The organism is Streptomyces sp. NPDC050546 (genome assembly GCF_044457425.1).
In the GTDB taxonomy this organism is placed as follows: Bacteria; Actinomycetota; Actinomycetes; order Streptomycetales; family Streptomycetaceae; genus Streptomyces.
Genome location: NZ_JBITGX010000008.1, coordinates 251,237 through 267,996, shown reverse-complemented (window position 1 = coordinate 267,996; position 16,760 = coordinate 251,237). Strand labels below are relative to the sequence as shown.

16 protein-coding genes are annotated in these 16,760 nt (G+C 71.3%); 4 read left to right on the top strand and 12 right to left on the bottom strand.

All coding sequences use genetic code 11. The annotated features are described in order from the left end of the window. Positions 1–128: 128 nt before the first annotated feature. The 6 genes from ACIBK5_RS21650 to ACIBK5_RS21625 all read right to left on the bottom strand — a co-directional run bounded on the left by ACIBK5_RS21650 (position 129) and on the right by ACIBK5_RS21625 (position 5,896). Complete coding sequence (locus ACIBK5_RS21650; RefSeq protein WP_399021745.1) at positions 129–1,085, bottom strand: ABC transporter substrate-binding protein; 957 nt, start codon at positions 1,083–1,085, stop codon at positions 129–131. Between the two features lie 63 nt (positions 1,086–1,148). Then, positions 1,149–1,814 carry an ABC transporter permease gene (locus ACIBK5_RS21645; RefSeq protein WP_382496137.1) on the bottom strand — a complete coding sequence of 222 codons (666 nt, stop codon included), beginning with the start codon at positions 1,812–1,814 and terminating at the stop codon, positions 1,149–1,151. Next, positions 1,811–2,509: an ABC transporter permease gene (locus tag ACIBK5_RS21640; protein WP_399021504.1), complete on the bottom strand. Its 699-nt coding sequence runs from the start codon at positions 2,507–2,509 to the stop codon at positions 1,811–1,813. Before ACIBK5_RS21640 ends, ACIBK5_RS21645 begins: the two co-directional genes overlap by 4 nt. Continuing rightward, positions 2,506–3,651 (bottom strand): ABC transporter ATP-binding protein, encoded by a 1,146-nt coding sequence (locus ACIBK5_RS21635; protein WP_399021503.1) that lies wholly within the window; start codon positions 3,649–3,651, stop codon positions 2,506–2,508. The genes ACIBK5_RS21640 and ACIBK5_RS21635 overlap by 4 nt, the downstream gene beginning before the upstream one ends. Before the next feature lie 68 nt (positions 3,652–3,719). Beyond that, the gene (locus ACIBK5_RS21630; RefSeq protein ID WP_399021502.1) at positions 3,720–5,201 is read right to left on the bottom strand and encodes a sensor histidine kinase; all 1,482 of its coding nucleotides are present in this window, start codon (positions 5,199–5,201) and stop codon (positions 3,720–3,722) included. Then, positions 5,198–5,896 carry a response regulator transcription factor gene (locus ACIBK5_RS21625; RefSeq protein ID WP_382825598.1) on the bottom strand — a complete coding sequence of 233 codons (699 nt, stop codon included), beginning with the start codon at positions 5,894–5,896 and terminating at the stop codon, positions 5,198–5,200. The genes ACIBK5_RS21630 and ACIBK5_RS21625 overlap by 4 nt, the downstream gene beginning before the upstream one ends. 152 nt (positions 5,897–6,048) lie before the next feature. Between ACIBK5_RS21625 and ACIBK5_RS21620 the strand changes: the two genes are divergently transcribed. Genes ACIBK5_RS21620 through ACIBK5_RS21605 form a run of 4 tightly spaced genes read left to right on the top strand, consistent with a single transcriptional unit; the run spans position 6,049 to position 9,142 of the window. After that, positions 6,049–7,389, top strand: a complete 1,341-nt coding sequence (locus tag ACIBK5_RS21620) for a ferric reductase-like transmembrane domain-containing protein (RefSeq protein WP_399021501.1) — start codon at positions 6,049–6,051, stop codon at positions 7,387–7,389. A 13-nt stretch (positions 7,390–7,402) separates the two neighbouring features. Beyond that, positions 7,403–7,816 carry an FMN-binding protein gene (locus ACIBK5_RS21615; RefSeq protein ID WP_399021500.1) on the top strand — a complete coding sequence of 138 codons (414 nt, stop codon included), beginning with the start codon at positions 7,403–7,405 and terminating at the stop codon, positions 7,814–7,816. Positions 7,817–7,820: 4 nt separating this feature from the next. Continuing rightward, the gene (locus ACIBK5_RS21610; RefSeq protein ID WP_399021499.1) at positions 7,821–8,558 is read left to right on the top strand and encodes an FAD:protein FMN transferase; all 738 of its coding nucleotides are present in this window, start codon (positions 7,821–7,823) and stop codon (positions 8,556–8,558) included. 41 nt (positions 8,559–8,599) lie between these two features. Further along, entirely contained in the window at positions 8,600–9,142 is a 543-nt protein-coding gene (locus ACIBK5_RS21605) for an MOSC domain-containing protein (RefSeq protein ID WP_399021498.1), read from the top strand. A gap of 22 nt (positions 9,143–9,164) precedes the next feature. Here the strand turns inward: ACIBK5_RS21605 and ACIBK5_RS21600 are convergent, their stop codons facing one another. The 6 genes from ACIBK5_RS21600 to ACIBK5_RS21575 all read right to left on the bottom strand — a co-directional run bounded on the left by ACIBK5_RS21600 (position 9,165) and on the right by ACIBK5_RS21575 (position 16,586). Further along, entirely contained in the window at positions 9,165–10,103 is a 939-nt protein-coding gene (locus tag ACIBK5_RS21600; protein ID WP_399021497.1) for a Dyp-type peroxidase, read from the bottom strand. A 126-nt stretch (positions 10,104–10,229) separates the two neighbouring features. After that, a complete protein-coding gene (locus ACIBK5_RS21595) occupies positions 10,230–12,290 on the bottom strand; it encodes a beta-galactosidase (RefSeq protein WP_399021496.1) in 2,061 nt (686 codons plus the stop codon). A gap of 29 nt (positions 12,291–12,319) precedes the next feature. Next, on the bottom strand, positions 12,320–13,138 hold the full coding sequence (locus tag ACIBK5_RS21590) for a carbohydrate ABC transporter permease (protein ID WP_193476626.1): 819 nt from the start codon (positions 13,136–13,138) through the stop codon (positions 12,320–12,322). Beyond that, entirely contained in the window at positions 13,135–14,076 is a 942-nt protein-coding gene (locus tag ACIBK5_RS21585; RefSeq protein ID WP_399021495.1) for a carbohydrate ABC transporter permease, read from the bottom strand. Before ACIBK5_RS21585 ends, ACIBK5_RS21590 begins: the two co-directional genes overlap by 4 nt. A 78-nt stretch (positions 14,077–14,154) precedes the next feature. Beyond that, entirely contained in the window at positions 14,155–15,504 is a 1,350-nt protein-coding gene (locus tag ACIBK5_RS21580) for an ABC transporter substrate-binding protein (RefSeq protein ID WP_399021494.1), read from the bottom strand. Positions 15,505–15,527: 23 nt separating this feature from the next. Continuing rightward, positions 15,528–16,586, bottom strand: a complete 1,059-nt coding sequence (locus ACIBK5_RS21575) for a LacI family DNA-binding transcriptional regulator (RefSeq protein WP_399021493.1) — start codon at positions 16,584–16,586, stop codon at positions 15,528–15,530. Positions 16,587–16,760 lie beyond the last annotated feature (174 nt).

Sequence of the window (16,760 nt, the reverse complement as noted above, 5' to 3'; positions counted from 1 at the left end):
GCCGGGGGGTGCCCCGCGGGCCGCCCCCCCCCCCCCCCGCCCCCCCCCCCCGGCGCCCCCCCCCCCCCCCCGGGCCCGCCCCCCCCCCCCGGGGGGGGCCCCCCCCCCCCCCCCCCGGGACCGGAGCGTCAGGTCAGGCCCGCCGACTTCAGCCACGCCTTGGCCACGTCCAGCGGGTCCTTCTTCTCGAGCTGGACCTGCGCGTCCAGCTCGAGCAGCGCGGCCGTGTCGAGCTTGGCCGAGACCGCGTCGAGTGCCGCGGCGCCCTCCTTGGACAGCTCGCCCTTGCGGACCAGCGGCTGCACGTTCTGGAAGCCGAAGAGGTTCTCCGGGTCCTTCAGGACGACGAACTTGTCCCGGGCGATGGTCGGGTCGGTGGTGAAGAGGTCCGCGGCCTGCACGGTGTTCTTCTTCAGCGCCGTCTGGGTCAGCGGACCGCCCGCGTCGAGGGACTTGAAGGACTTGAACTCAAGGCCGTACACCGACTTGAGGCCCACCAGCCCCTGGTGCCGGGTCTGGAACTCCGGCGAACCGCCGAAGTCCAGGTCCTTGGCGACGTCCTTGAGGTCCGCGATGGACGAGTCCGCGGTCAGCTTGTACTTCTTCGCGGTCTCCGCGTTGACCGTCACGGAGTCCTTGTTCTGCGCGGCCGACGGCTTCAGCAGCTCCAGTTTGGAGTCGAGCTTGCCGTCGATGGCCGTCGTGGTCTCCTCGACCGTCTTCGGCTTGGCCTTGGCGTCGAGGTAGGCCAGCAGGGAACCGTTGTACTCCGGCAGCACGGTGACGCTGCCGTTCTTCATCAGACCGTAGGTGGTCTCCCGGCTGCCTATGTTGGGCTTGTAGGTGACCTTGATGCCCTTGGCCTTGAGCGCCTCGCCGTAGATGTCGGCGAGCAGGATGGACTCGGCGAAGTTGTTGGAGCCGACGACGACGGCGCCGCCCTCCGCCCCGCCGCCCTTGAGCGGGTCGTCGGAGGTGCCGCCGGAGGAACAGCCCCCGAGAAGAGCTGCCGCCGCGGCCAGCGCGACCGCTGCCGCGCCGGGGTGCCTCGTGATGGACCGGGTGCTGCTCTTCCGTGTAGTAATCACCCACTGATCCAAGCCAGCGGATATTCGGTCAGTCAAGAGCAGCTTGGTCACCAATTGGCGTCATCTCCTGCGCACACCCGGAGATACCGCGACCCGGGCCGCCGCCCAGAACAGCGCGAGCGTGACCAGCGCGAGAACGGCCACGAGCGTCGCGCCGCCCACCACCTTCTCGTAGTTGCGCTGGTAAAGGCCGTCGACGATGTACCGGCCGAGACCGCCCAGGCTGACGTACGCGGCGATGGTCGCCGTCGACACGATCTGGATGGCCGCCGAGCGCAGGCCGCTGAGGATCAGCGGCAGGGCGACCGGCAGTTCCACCTGGAAGAGGATCCGGGACTCGTGCATGCCCATGCCGCGGGCGGCGTCCACCGGCGAGGGGTCGACGGAGCGCATCGCCTCGTAGGTGGTGACGAGGATCGGCGGGACGGCGAGGATGACCAGCGGGATCATCACGGGCAGCATCCCGAACCCGAGCAGGGTGGTCATCAGCACCAGCAGACCGAAGCTGGGCAGGGCCCGCCCGGCGGTGGCGACCAGCGACAGGGCGTTGCCGCCGCGCCCGTAGTGCCCGGTGACCAGGCCGATCGGCAGTCCGATCGCGGCGGCGAGGAGCAGCGCTTCCAGGGTGTACTGGACATGCTCCCCGAGCCGGGCCGGGATGCCGTCGTAGCCCTGCCAGTGGGCGCTGTCGCTGAAGAACGCGTTGACGAAGTTGAGTACGTTCACCGGGCGGCTTCCTCAAGGGCGGGCGCCGGCTTGCGACGGGCCCTCCCGCTCGGCATCCAGGGCGTCAGCAGCACCCGGACGAGGACCAGCAGGGCGTCGACGAGGATCGCCAGGAGCGCCGTGGTGATCACGGAGTTCCAGGTGAGTTCGGGCCGGTTGTAGATCTGCGCGTCGTGGAGCAGGTTGCCGAGCGCGCCCTGGTTGCCGATGAGCATGCCGACGCTGACGAGGGAGATGCTCGACACGGTCGCCACCCTGAGGCCCGCGATGATCGCCGGTACCGCGATCGGCAACTGCACCTGGAAGTACCGCCGTACCGGCCCGAAGCCCATGGCGGTGGCGGCGGCCAGGGTCTCCGGGGGCACCGAGCGCACCCCGTCGACGATCGCTGGGACGAGCACCACCAGGCTGTACACGGCCAGCGGGATCATCACGGTGAGTTCGGTCTGGCCGGTGTAGTCGATGAGCACGACGAAGAACGCCAGGGACGGGATGGCGTACAGAACGGTCGTCAGGCCGAGGACGGGCGGGTACAGCCAGCGGAAGCGCACGCACAGCTGGGCGATCGGCAGCGCCAGGAGCAGTCCGGCCGCCACCGGCAGCAGGGCCTCCCTCAGGTGCAGCCCGATCAGCCCGAACCAGCTGTGCTGGAGGTCGCTCGGGATGTCGAAGAAGTTGTGGAGGTAGTCGCTCATCCGGCGACCTTCTCGTCCTCGTCGTCGCGCTCGTCCGCGTCGTCGCGCCGTGCCGCGTGGGCGCCGCGGATCGCCTCGCCGATGGTGTGCTGCTCGACCACGCCGGTCACCCGTCCCCCGGCGTCCACGGCGACGGCCCAGCCGGTCGGGGAGAGCACGGCGCAGTCGAGGGCGGCCCGCAGCGAGTCGGTGCCGGGCACGAACGGCCGCCCGTGGGACAGGAGCCGGTCGGGCCTGATGTCACCGGCCGTCAGATCGTCCGGCGTGCCCCAGCCGAGCGGCTTGCCGTCCGCGTCGGTCACCAGCAGCCAGGGGGCGTCGGGGGCGGCGATCTGCTCGGCGGTGGCGTCGACCCGGATGACCGGGCCGGTCGTCAGCGTGAGCCCCGCGGACGGGAAGAACGACAGGCCCCGGATGCCGCGGTCGGCACCGAGGAAGTCCTCGACGAAGGCGTCGGCGGGGTTCGAGAGCAGCTCGGCGGGCGGCGCGTACTGGGCGAGATGGCCGCCTTCCCGCAGTACGGCGACCATCGTGCCGAGCTTGATCGCCTCGTCGATGTCGTGCGTGACGAAGACGATGGTCTTGCCCAGCTCTTCCTGGATGCGCAGCAGTTCGTCCTGGAGGACCTTGCGCACCACGGGGTCGACCGCCGAGAACGGCTCGTCCATGAGCAGCACCGGCGGGTCGGCGGCGAGCGCCCGGGCCACGCCGACGCGCTGCTGCTGGCCGCCGGAGAGCTGGTACGGGTACCGCTTGGCGAGCGCGGCGTCCAGGCCCACGCGCTCCATCAGTTCGGCCGCCCGGGCCCGGGCCTTCTGCTTGCCCCAGCCGAGCATGCGCGGCACGGTCGCGATGTTGTCGACGATCGTGCGGTGCTGGAAGAGGCCGGCGTTCTGGATGACGTAGCCCATGGAACGGCGCAGGGTGGTGACGGGCTGCCGCTGGATGTCCTCGCCGTCGAGAAGGATCGTTCCCTCGCTCGGTTCGACCATCCTGTTGATCATCCGCAGGGTGGTCGTCTTGCCACAGCCCGACGGTCCGACGAGGACGGTGATCGAGCGGTCGGGTATCTCCATGGAGAGCCGGTCGACCGCCACCGTGCCGTCCGGGTACCGCTTGGTGACTGATTCGATCCGTATCAAGGCGCCGGGGCCCCTTCGGGTTGGCGGAGACTTCTGGCCATGGTCGTACGGGCTGTTGCCGGACGAGTCTAGACGGCGGTGGTTTCCGGGCCCCGGGCGGCCGGGACCCCCTCCCCCTGCCTCGGCAGGCGCACGGTGAACACCGTCGCCCCCGGCTCGCTGTCCAGCTCGATGCGGCCGCCGTGCGCCCGGACCAGGGACTGGGCGACCGCGAGGCCGAGGCCGCTGCCGCCGCGGTCGCGGGTGCGGGCCTTGTCGACGCGGTAGAAGCGGTCGAAGACCCGGGCCCGGTCGTCGGGCGGGATACCCGGACCGGTGTCGGCGACCCGCACCTCGGCCGAGCCGGGCGCGAGGCACACCTCCACGGACACCTTCGTCCCGGCGGGGGTGTGCACGGCGGCGTTGGTGAGGAGGTTGTCGACGACCTGCCGGATGCGCAGCGGGTCCATCCGCAGCCGCACCGGCCGCGGTCCCGCGAGCACGGTCAGCGGATGGTCGGGGCGGCCCGCGCGGAAGGCGTCGGCGGCCTGGCACACCAACTCCACCAGGTCGGCGTCCTCCAGCCGCAGCGGCTCCTCCACCTCCGCCGCGTCCAGCCGGGCGAGCAGCAGCAGGTCGTCCAGGAGGACGCCCATCCGGGCGGCCTCGGCGCGCAGCCGGGCCAGGTGCCGGTCGCGTTCCTCGGGGGCGTTGGCGGCGGCGTACTGGAAGAGGTCGGCATAGCCGCGTACCGACATCAGCGGGGTGCGCAGCTCGTGCGAGGCGTCGGCGACGAACCGGCGCAGCCGCTGCTCGGCCTCCGCGCGCACGGCGAGGGAGTCGTCGATGTGCTCCAGCATCGTGTTGAAGGCGGTCCGCAGCTCGTCCACCTCGGGCCCGCCGTCCCGGCCGTCGGCGCGCAGCGGCAGCCGGGCCGCCGACTCGGTCAGGTCGTGCGAGGCGATGCCGTGCGCGGTGGACGCCATGTCGCTGAGCGGTTTCAGTCCGCGGCGCAGGGTCCTGCGGCCGAAGACGACCAGCGCGAGCAGCGCGGCCCCGAAGGTGACGACCTGGATGGTGATCAGCTGCCCGACCGTGTCCTCGATGTCCTCCATGGGCGCGGCGCTGACCAGGACGACCCCGGGCTCGACCTGGCAGGCGCGCAGCCGGTAGGAGCCCGCGCCCTTGAGATGCTCGGTGCGCAGCAGCTCGCCGTGCGCGGCGGTCTGCGCCCGGGCCAGGTCGGTGAAGTCGTCGACGTCCTTCGGCAGGTCGGCGGGGTCCTCGGGCCTGCGGAGCTCGGGCGTGCCGTCCGACACGTCGTACACGGCGTAGAACCAGCTGTAGTACTTCTTGCCCGAGAGCGTGCCGTAGTCCGCGATGCTCTTGGACTGGGCGATCTGGGCCTGTGCCAGCTGGGTGTCGAGCTGGGCCGAGAGGTAGTCCCGCATGTACGTGGTCAGGGCCGTGCCGACGACGGCGAAGACGACCAGCGCCAGGGCGCCGAGGCCCAGCGCCAGCCGGGTGCCCAGGCGCATCCTGCGGTAGGTCCGCCGCAGCCTGGCGATCACTCGGAGGCCTGCCGCAGCACGTACCCGAATCCCCGCACGGTGTGGATCAGGGGCGCGCCGCCGTCGTCCGTCTCGTCGAGCTTGCGGCGCAGCCGGCTGACGACCAGCTCGACGACGTTGGAGCGGCCGCCGAAGCCGTACTCCCAGACGTGGTCGAGGATCTGCGCCTTGGTGAGCACGGTGGGCGACTTGCGCATGAGGTAGCGCAGCACCTCGTACTCGGTGGGGGTGAGCGACAGCAGCCTCTCGCCGCGCCGTACCTCGCGGGTGTCCTCGTCCATGGTCAGGTCGCCGACCTGGAGCACGGACCGCTGGAAGGCGGGGCCGGCGCTGCGCCGCAGCACGGTCCGCAGCCGGGCCATCAGCTCCTCCACGGCGAACGGCTTGACCAGGTAGTCGTCGCCGCCCCGCGTCAGGCCCGCGACCCGGTCGGCGACGCCGTCGCGCGCGGTGAGGAACACCACCGGCACCATCGTCCCGGAGGCGCGCAGCCGGTCCAGGACGCCGAAGCCGTCCACGCCGGGCAGCATCAGGTCGAGCACCACGATGTCGGGGTGGAACTCGGCGGCCCGCTTCAGCGCGTCCTCGCCGGTGTACGCCGTCACCGCGTCCCAGCCCTCGTAGCGGGCGACGGTCGCGACGAGGTCGGCGATGGGCGGGTCGTCGTCGACGACGAGGAGGCGTACTTTTTCCACCCGCTCATAGTGCTTCACGTGTCCTGCGCCTCCATAGCCGCTCGTGGCTTCGCTGCGGGATCGATAATCACTTGAAAGTTGAGCGACAGTATTTCGACAGCTCCTTGGCGACAAGCTCGGTATCCCAGGATCCGATCAAGGAGCTGCCGACCGTGACGACCCTCCAACAACCTCCCGCGGCGACCCGCGCGGGCGTGCGCCCCAGAGTGGTGGGGCGCACCGGCCTGTACGCGGTGCTGCTCGCCAACGCGGTCGTGGTGGCCGTGTTCTTCGTCCAGGCCGGCTTCGCCTCCAACACGCTGATCGTGCTGGGCCGGCTGACCGGCCTGTACGGTTCGCTGCTCATGGCGTTCCAGCTGCTGCTGGTGGCCCGGCTGCCCTGGTTCGACCGGCGGATCGGCATGGACCGGCTGACGTCCTGGCACCGCTGGACCGGCTTCTCGGTGCTGTGGCTGCTGCTCGCGCACGCGGTGTTCATCGTCTTCGGCTACGCCCAGTCCTCGTCGCTGGACCCGGTGAACCAGCTGGTCGACCTCGCGGAGACCGTCGAGGGCGTGCTGCGCGCGATCACCGCCCTGGCGATCATCATCGTGGTCGGCGTGGTCTCGGCCCGCTCCGCCCGGCGCCGGCTGGCCTACGAGACCTGGCACTTCATCCACCTGTACACCTACGTCGCGGTGGTGCTTGCGTTCACGCACCAGGTCGCGGCGGGCACCACGTTCGCCTCGTCGTCCGCGGCGAAGACGTACTGGTACGCCGTGTGGGGCGCGGCCCTCGCCGCCGTGTTCACGGGCCGCCTGGTGCTGCCGCTGTGGCGCAATCTCCGCCACCAGCTGCGCGTGACGGCCGTCGTCCCCGAGAACGACCACGTCGTCTCCATCTACATCACGGGCCGCGACCTGGACCGGCTGCCCGCCCGGGCCGGACAGTTCTTCCTGTGGCGGTTCCTGACCAAGGACCGCTGGTGGCAGGCCAACCCGTTCTCGCTGTCCGCCGCCCCGGACGGCCGTACGCTCCGGCTGACCGCCAAGCGCGCGGGCGACGGCAGCGCGGCCCTGCGCCACCTGAAGGTCGGCACGCGCGTCTTCGCCGAGGGCCCCTACGGCGCCTTCACCACCCTGCACCGCACCCGCCCGGACGCCCTGCTCATCGCCGGCGGCGTCGGGGTCACACCGATCCGGGCCCTGCTGGAGGAACTGCACGGCCACGCGGTCGTGATCTACCGGGTCGCCACGGACCAGGACGCCGTCCTCTACGACGAACTGCGCGACCTCGCGCACGCCAAGGGCGCGGAGCTGCACCTGGTGACGGGACCGGCCGTGCCGGACCGGCTGGCGCCCGGGGAGCTGGCCCGTCTCGTGCCGGACATCGCCGGGCGGGACGTCTATCTCTGTGGCCCGCCGCCGATGATGAACGCGGTGCTCGGCAGCCTGCGCGAGCTGGGCGTGCCCAAGCCGCAGATCCACTTCGAACGCTTCAGCCTGGCCGGATGACGAGGAGACTGTCGTGAAGCGAGCCATACCCGTCCTCGTCCTGAGCATCGCGGGCCTGATCCCGGTCTGGCGCTACGCGCCCTCGCAGGACACCGGATCGTCGTCGACCGCCACCGAGGCCGCCGCTCCGGCCTCCACACCCTCGGCCTCCTCGTCGGGTGGTTCCACGACCACGGTCGTGAAGGGCTCGACCCTCGACACCGAGAAGGGCCCGGTGCAGGTCGAGGTCACCTTCGACGGCGACAAGATCGCCTCGGTGCGGATGCTCCAGCAGCCGAACCACCCCCAGACCACGGCCGCCGTGCCCAAGCTGATCGAGGAGACGCTCCAGGCGCAGAGCGCGGACATCGACACGGTGTCCGGCGCCACGATCACCAGCGACGGCTACAAGGAGTCGCTCCAGGCCGCCATCGACGCGAAGGGCTGACGGCATGCGGCGCGTCGAGCACGTGATGGGGTTCCCGGTGTCGGTCCGGATCGACGACAAGGGCTTCCCCGAGGCCGCGGTGGACGGCCTCTTCGCCTGGCTGCACGAGGTCGACGCGCGGTTCAGCCCGTTCCGGCCGGACAGCGAGGTGTCGCGGCTGGACCGCGGGGAGGTCTCCGAGCCGAGCCCGGCGCTGCGCGAGGTCCTGGACCTGTGCGAGGAGTACCGGGTCGCGACCGGGGGCGCCTTCGACGTCCGCCTGCCGGGTCGCGGCCTCGACCCCTGCGCCGTGGTGAAGGGCTGGTCGGTGCAGAAGGGCGCGGAGCTGCTGGCGGCGGCCGGGGCGCGGCGCTTCTGCCTCAACGCGGGCGGTGACGTGGTCGCCGCCGGCGGCCCCTGGCGCGTGGGCGTACGGCATCCCGAGCACGCCGACCGGCTGTGCACGGTCCTGGACCTCACGGACCGGGCCGTCGCGACATCCGCCCGCTACGAGCGCGGCGACCACATCGTCGACGGGCGCACCGGCCGCCCGGCGACCGGGCTGCTCAGCCTCACGGTAGTCGCCCCCACCCTCACCGAGGCCGACACCGTCGCGACGGCGGCCTTCGCACTGGGCACCGAGGGCGTCGAGTGGGCGGCGGCCCGGGAGAACTGCGAGGTGTTCGCGGTGGACGCCGAGCGCCGGGTCCTGCGGTCGCCGGGGTTCCCCGCGGAACAGTCGGCTCCGGAGCCGAACGGTTAGGCTCCTGAAGGATCACTGCCGAACGGAAGGGGGCCGAAGGCATGAGCGCGACGGTGACGGCGGTCAGCAGCAACGGCGAGTACTCGTTCACCAAGCCGAACCGGGACAGCATCACCCTGCTCGCGGGGCTGGGGGTGGAGGGCGACATCCACGCGGGGGTGACGGTCAAGCACCGTTCTCGGATCGCCCAGGACCCCACCCAGCCGAACCTGCGCCAGGTGCACCTCATCCACGAGGAGCTCTTCGCCGAGGTCGCGGACGCCGGGTTCGAGGTGGCACCCGGCGCACTCGGGGAGAACATCACCACGCGCGGCGTCGACCTGCTCGGCCTGCCGGCCGGCACCCTGCTGCACATCGGCGAAACCGCGGTGGTGGAGGTGACGGGCCTGCGCAATCCCTGCGTCCAGATCGACGCGTTCCAGGACGGGCTGCTGAAGCAGGTCGTCGGCCGTGACGAGGCGGGCCGGATCGTGCACAAGGCGGGCATCATGAGCGTGGTGCGCGAGGGCGGTGTGGTGCGTCCCGGCGACGCCGTCGAGGTGCGGCTCCCCGCCGAACCGCACCGGCCGCTGGAACGCGTCTAGACGAGCTCTGGTGACGGGCCTGTCAGCCCTCGGGCAAGGCCTCCAGGAAGTCCGCCGGCGGTATGAAGAACAGGCTGCCGGTGACGGCCCTTGAGTAGTCCAGCAGCGGGTCGGGCCCCGAGCCCGGCTCGCCGAGGAACATCTTGCGCAGCATCGTCTCGGGTATCGCGGGCGTGCGCGCGTAGGCCACGAAGTACGTGCCGAACTCCCCGTGTCCCGGCCTGCCGAACGGCATCGCGGAGCGCAGGATCTTCTGCTCCGAGCCGTCCGGGCCGAGGACGGTGTTGACGTCCTTGTGGGAGCCCGGCGCGTCGAGTTCGAGGTTGGTGAGCTTGGTGCGGCCTATCACCTTCTCCTGGGCCTCCACGGCGAGGGCGTCCCACGCGTCCACGTCGTGCAGGTACTTCTGCACGATCGCGTAACTGCCGCCGCGGAAGCCGGGATCCTCCTCGCCGACCAGTGCCGCGTCGGCCGCGGGCTGGCCGACGGGGTTCTCGGTGCCGTCGACGAAGCCGAGGAGGTTGCGCGAGTCGAAGTAGGCGAAGGCCTGCGTCTCGTCGCGCACGGTGACCGCGCCGCGCAGCCGCCGCACCAGCTCGGCGGCGAGGGCGAAGCACAGGTCGGTGCGGGCGGCCTTGATGTGGAAGAACAGGTCGCCCGGGGTGGCCGGGGCGTGGTGCCGGGGCCCGGCCAGCTCGCGGAACGGGTGCAGTTCGGCGGGTCTGGGGCCGCCGAACAGCCGTCCCCAGACCCGGGACCCGACCCCGGCGACACAGCCGAGACCGCCGTCGGGGCTGGGGAACCCGACGGACCGCACCAGGCCCGCGAGGGAGCCCAGCGCCTCCCGTACGGCGGCCTCCCCGCCGGGTTCGATCGTGGCGACCAGGAACACCGCGACCGACGCCGGCGGGTTCAGCAACGGCTGTGGCAGCGTCTCTCCCGGGGGCAGCGGTGACGTCATGGCTTCCCATCCCTTCGCCGGCCGACAGGGCCCGCCCGCTCCCCCTCCGGGGCGGCGCGGCCCACGCCCCTGACACGATGCCCAGCGAACGGGCGGCCGGAACTCCCCGGCCGGAAAGGACGGTTGCTACCCGGCCTCGTCCTGAAGCACCTTCACGTCCCAGGGCCCGAGCGGCACCGTGTCGCCGTACACGGTGTCCGACAGCACGTCCCGCACCGCCGCGGGCACCGGCACGGACACCTCGTCCCACGACCAGTTGTGCAGGAAGCGCACGCGGCGGCCGTCCCGGGCGGTCGCCGAGGTGGCCGTGACGCTCGGGTGGGCGGGGCGCCAGGCGCCGTCCGGGGCGTACCGGTCGAACAGGGCCCGGGCGAGGACGGGGTCGGGCACGGTGCCGACGTAGGTGATGCGGCCGGTGCCGTGGCGGTGGGTGGTGACCGCGGGCCAGCGGCCGAAGTGCGGATGCGTGTACGCCGCCAGTGTCTCGGCGCCCTGCGTCCGCAGTCCGTCAGCCCAGTGCAGGGCGTGCGCGTCGGCCGGGAGGGGGAGGGAGTCCGTGCCGGTGACAGGCAGCGGGTCGCGCAGGTTGCTGAACTCGTCGTACGTCACCCCGGCCGCCTCGGCCAGCCGGCCCGGCTGGAGGTCGGTGCGGGCCCTGGCCTCGGTGTCGCCGTAGCCGGTGCGGGGGCCGAGGACGAGATGGCCGCCGGCCTCGGCGTAGGCGCGGAGCCGGTCGAGGACGGAGTCGTCGGCGGCGTAGTAGCCGGGGACGACCAGCACGGGCGGCAGATCGGCGTCCGCGAGCTGCCCGGGATGCAGGACGCGTGCCTGGAGTCCCGCGTCGAAGGCGCCGCGGTAGAAGGCGTCGAAGATCCTCTCGTACGACCTCCCGTCCGGGTTTCCGTCGGCGTCGGCGAGCGGCGGCTGGCCCTTGAGCGCCCACTTGCTGGGCCCGTCGTACAGGAAGGCGACGTCGGCGTCCGGGGTGAGGGAGGCGACCAGGTCCCCCGCCTTCTCCAACTCGCCTCCCAGGGCTGCCAGTTCGCGATAGACACGGCCGGGCCGGCCGTTGTGCGGGAGGATGCCGCCCCAGTAGGTCTCGGTGCCGAAGTGCAGGGTGTGCCAGTGCCAGTACTCGATCATCGAGGCGCCGCGGGAGATCAGCGCCCAGGCGGCCTGGCGCCACTGGCCGTCGTAGGCGGGGCGGTTGTCCCACGGCCCGCTGATGGCCTGCGCGTTGGTCTCGGTGACCAGGTAGGGCTCCTGCCGGGAGGAGTACATGCGGTCGGCGCTGCGGTACAGCGCCCAGGTGCCGTTGGTCGTCCAGTGCTGCCCGTCGCCGCCCGCGTCGGGCAGGGCGAGGGCGTCCTGCATCGTGTAGTACGGGTTGCCCGCGGTGACGTCGAGGGCCTCGGTGAGGCGGTCGTCCTCGACGCCCTGGCGGTCGTAGGAGATGCAGGTCGTGACGAACTGGCCGGGGCGGGTGTACTCGCGCACGATCTCGGCCTGCCAGGCGATGAACTCGGTGGTGAGCCGGGCCTGGAAGCGCCGCCAGGCCAGGTCGTACTGCGGCTGGGCGTTGCCGTCCGGGGTCCACAGGTCGGCCCAGGTGGACAGCCGGTGCGACCAGTAGACGAGGCCCCACTCGCGGTTGAGGGTCTCCACATCGCCGTACCGCTCGCGCAGTTCGTCGGTGAAGCGCTGGAAGACGCCGTGGTTGTGGAAGAGGTGCAGGCCCGGTTCGTTGTCCACCTGGAAGCCGATGACCGCCGGGTGGTCGGCGTAGCGGCCGACGACCTTGCGGATGATCCGCTCGGCGTGGAAGCGGAACGCTGGGTGGGTGAAGTCGACCTCCTGCCGGGCGCCCCAGCCGTGGCGCTCGCCCGTGCGGGACTCGCCCGCGATCTCCGGGTACTGCCGGGCCAGCCACGGCGGCACCGCGTACGTCGGCGTCCCGAGGATGACCGAGATGCCCCGCTCGTGCGCGCCGTCCAGGACCGGCTGGAGCCAGTCGAGGTCGAAGCGGCCGTTCTCGGGCTCCCAGGTGGACCACACCGACTCGCCGACGCGGATCACCGTGAAGCGGGCCTCGGCCATCAGGTCGAGGTCGTCCTTGAGGCGCTCGTACGGCTGGTACTCGTGGTAGTAGGCGGCACCGAACAGGACGCGTCGGGGCAGCTCGAACATGCTTCTCCTTCAGATGAGTTGCTGGACGGTCAGCCCTTGACCGCGCCCGTGGACAGGCCTTCGAGAAGCTGCTTGCGCAGCAGCACGAAGAGGGCGACGGCGGGCAGGACGGCGAGGACGGCTCCGGCGAGCACGAGGTCGTACTGCCGTTGCTCCGACACGAACAGGGTCTGCAGCCCCAGCGGCAGGGTGTACTGGGAGCTGTCGGAGACCAGCACCAGCGGCCACAGGAAGCTGTTGTAGCTCTGCAGGAACTGCCAGACGGCCAGGGCGCCGAGCGAGGGCCGCAGCAGTGGCAGCACGATGGTCCGGAAGATGCCGAACTCGCTCGCCCCGTCGATCCGGGCGGCCTCCAGCACCGAGTCCGGAATCGACTGCACGATGTACTGCTGCATCATGAAGATCCCGAACGCGGGCGCCACCCACGGCACGATCAGCGCGAACCAGGGGCTGCCGAGCCCGGTCTTCACGAGGATCACGAACAGCGGCACGAGGATCACCGCGAACGGGATGGACAGCGAGCTGAACATGACGTTGAACAGCAGCCGCTTCCCGGCGAAGCGGAACTTGGCGAAGCCGTAGCCGGCCAGCGCGCAGACGAAGACGGACACGGTGGTGGCGACGACGGCGACCACCGTGCTCATCAGGAACCAGCGGCCGAAGGGCTGTTCCGTGAGGAGGGTGCGGTAGTTGTCCAGGGTGAAGGGGTCGGGGACGAGCTTCGGCGGGTAGCCGAAGATCTCGCCGCGCGGCTTGAACGAACCGCTCAGCGCCCACAGCAGCGGGGCGAGGAAGCCGAGGAACAGCAGGACCAGTACGCCGTAGAGGGGCAGGCGGGCGCGTGTCATGAGGTGGCCCTCCCGATGCCGAGGAGACGGTTGACGAGTTGGCTGAGGCCGAAGACGAGGACGAAGAGGACGACGGCGGCGGCCGCCGCGTAGCCGAACTGCTGGCGCTGGAAGGCGGCCCGGTAGATGAACATGGTCACCGAGAGGGTCGACTCGGCCGGTCCGCCGCCGGTGAGCAGATACGGCTCCTCGAAGATCTGGGCCGCGCCGATGAAGGACGTGACGACGACGAACGCCGTCACCGGCTTCAGCGCCGGCAGGGTGACGGTGGTGAAGGTACGCAGCCGCCCGGCCCCGTCGATCGCGGCGGCCTCGTACAGCTCCCGGGGCACGTTCTGGAGCCCGGCGAGGAAGAAGACGGTGAGATAGCCGGTCCAGCGCCACAGCATGACCAGGGAGATACTCACCTTGGCCAGGTCCGGATCGCCGAGCCAGTCGACACCGCCGGTGCCGAACAGGGCCCGCAGCACCGAGTTGGCGAGCCCGAACTGCCGGTCGAAGATCAAGCCGAAGACGAGGGCGACGAGGATCGGGGAGACGACGACCGGCACGAAGTAGGCGGTCCGCCACAGGTCACGTGCCCTGAGCCCCTTGGCGTTGAGCGCCTGGGCGATCAGCAGCGCGAGCGGCACGACGACGCAGACCGCGACCAGCACGAAGACGGCGGTGTTGCCGAGGGCCCGGTGAAAACTTATGTCCGTGGCCAGCAGCCGGTAGTTGCGCAGCCCCACCCAGTCCGGGGCCCCGAGCCCGACCCACTCGGTCAGACTCAGCCACACCGATACCCCGACCGGGACCAGCATGAACAGGGCATAGAGGAGATAGAAGGGCGAGATGAAGAGGTAGGGCGCCCAGGACCGCTTCGGGCGGCGCCCCGCGTTCGTCTCGCCGACGCGCTCACGGGCGGATCGACTCGGCCCGGCCAGGGCGGTGGTCATGATGAGGGACCTCCTGAACAGCGCCCCGAAAGGGGCGCGGGGAACTGCGCGACAAGCCCCGACGGCGCCGCACCCGGACTACCGCCCGGCCTGGTCACGAAAATCCGCAGCGGTCTGCTGCAACGCCTGCCGTGGCGACAGATCCCCGTGATACGCCCGCAGCAGATTCCCCCCGAGCACGTCATAGAGAATCGACTGGTCCGGACTCTGATGAAACGGCGGCACATCCGGCAGCAGCGACCGATACAGCCCGAACAGCCGCTGCCCACCGCAGAACTCGTCCTCGTACGCCCCCAGGCGCGGATCCTCGTACACGGACCGCCGCGTCGGCAGATACCCGGTCTCGGTGAACCGCCGCACCTGCCCGTCATGGGTGAGCCACGTCTTGAAGAGGAACTCCGTGGCCGCACGGGTGTTGGCCTTGTCCTTGACGACACCGAACCCGGTGCCGCCGAGCGCGGCGGTCACCCCGCCGCCTCCGCCGAACCGGGGCAGGGCACGCACGCGCCACTTGCCCTTCTGCTCGGGCACGTTGGGCAACAGGCCGTAGTTCTTGTACCAGATGGCCATGGGCAGACCGATGACCCGGCCGCTCTTCAGCGCCGTCTGCATGGCGGCCCCGTAGTAGTCGGCGACGTCGATCACGAACCCGCTGCGCAGCCCCTCGCAGAGGAACCGCAGCACCTCCTCGGCCTCCGGCGAGTCGAGCCGCAGCTTCCCGTCGGCGTCGAAGAACTCGCCGCCGCGCTGGTAGAGCAGCATCTGGAAGGACTGCACGACCTGACCCGGGTCGCTGCCCACCGTGGAGACGACGCACATGGACGCCTGGTGATCCCGGTACACCCGGGCTCCGGCCTCGGCGAACTCCTCCCAGGTCTGGTCGCCTCGCAGGAGCCCGTACTTCTCGAAGAGGTCCGCGCGGTGGAAGTACACGACCATCGGGGTGTCCGAGTCGAAGGCGTAGACATGGCCGTCCCTGCTGAAGGGGGCGGTGCGGGCGGGCAGCAGGTCGTCCTTCAGGCCGGGCACGGCCTCGATGTCGGGTGTGAAGTCGTGCAGCAGCCGCTCGGCGATGTCGCCGCGCAGCATGCGCGGGAAGCTGCCGATCTCGAAGCCCACCATGTCGGGGGTGCCGCGTCCCGCGACGGCCTGGGCGAGCAGCTTGGTGACGATGTCCGGCGGCCCGGAGCGGGTGACCTTCAGGTGGTAGCGGAAGTCGGTGGCCCGGTCCGCCTCCGGGACGCCCTTCACGAAGAACGCCTCGTAGCCCGGGTCGTGGGTCCACAGGGAGAGGGTGACGTCGCCGGAGGTGCGGGGCGTCGTATCGCCCGCTCCGCAGGCGGAGAGTGCGACGGCCGTACCGAGGCCGAGTGCTCCGCGCAGCAGGGCGCGGCGGGTCGGAGGGGCAGGGGACGGTGGGGTGTACACACGTGACTCCTCACGTGGTGCGGCTACGGGTGGGGAAGCGCGGGGCCCGGGTCGCGTATCGGGCCGGTGGAGGCCCGTATCGTCAACTCGACCGCCTGGTCGGCGGGTTCGGCCGGTGCGGGGCGGCCCTCGATCAGGGCGATCAGTACGTCGACGGCGCGGTCGGCGACGGCGGCGAAGTTCTGCCGGACGGTGGTCAGCGGCGGGGAGAGATAGGCGGCGGCGGGGATGTCGTCGTAGCCGACGACACTCACGTCACCGGGGACGGCGCGGCCCGCGTCGGCGAACGCGCGCAGGGCGCCGATGGCCATGTCGTCGTTGGCGGCGAACACGGCCGTCACATCGGAGAGTCCGGCGAGCTGCCGCCCGGCGGCGTAGCCGGAGGCCGGGCTCCAGTCTCCGGGTGACGGCAGGGGCGGTTCGGGGGCGCCGGCGGCGGCGAGGGCCTCGCGCCAGCCGCGCAGCCGGTCCCGGGCGGCCCACCAGTCCTGCGGGCCGGGCAGGTGCCAGACGGTGCGGTGGCCCAGGGACAGCAGATGCTCGGTGGCGAGCCGGGCGGCCGCGATGCCGTCACCGCCGACCACGGCACAGGTGCCCTGGGCGAGTTCCACGCCCTCGCCGACGCTGACCACCGGCACATCGGCGCTGAGTCTGAGGGGCGTGCCGTCGTCGATGGGCTCGGACAGCACGATCCCGTCCACGCCCTGCTCCAGCAGCGCGTCCACGGCGACCGAGACCTTCTGCCCCTCCAGGGTGCTGGCCAGGGCGACGGAGTACCCGGCGCGCTGCATGGCCCGTTCCAGGGCTATGAGCAGGGTCGAGGGGCCGTAGAGCGAACTGCCCAGCGAGACGACGCCGATCCGCCGGTAGCGGCCGAGGAGCAGGGCCCGGGCCGCGGTGTTGGGACGGTAGTCCAGTTCGCGGATGACCCTCAGGACGCGGTCGCGCACCTCCGGGCTGACATGCGGCTCGCCGTTGACGACCCGGGAGACGGTCTTCTGCGACACCCCGGCGGCCCGTGCGACCTCGGTCATGCCGGGACCACGACGGCGACGGCCGCCTTCGTCTCCGGTCGTCGTCATGAGGGCTCCCAGGAGGTGGCACGGGCATGGACTACGTAGTCATGCGCAGCATCCGGATGGAAAGAGCTTGCTTGACTACGTAGTCAGGCCAGTGTGGGAGTCGAGGCGGGCGGCGTCAATGCCCCACACGCAGACGATCTCCGACGCCCCATTGATTGCTTGATTCAACATCTC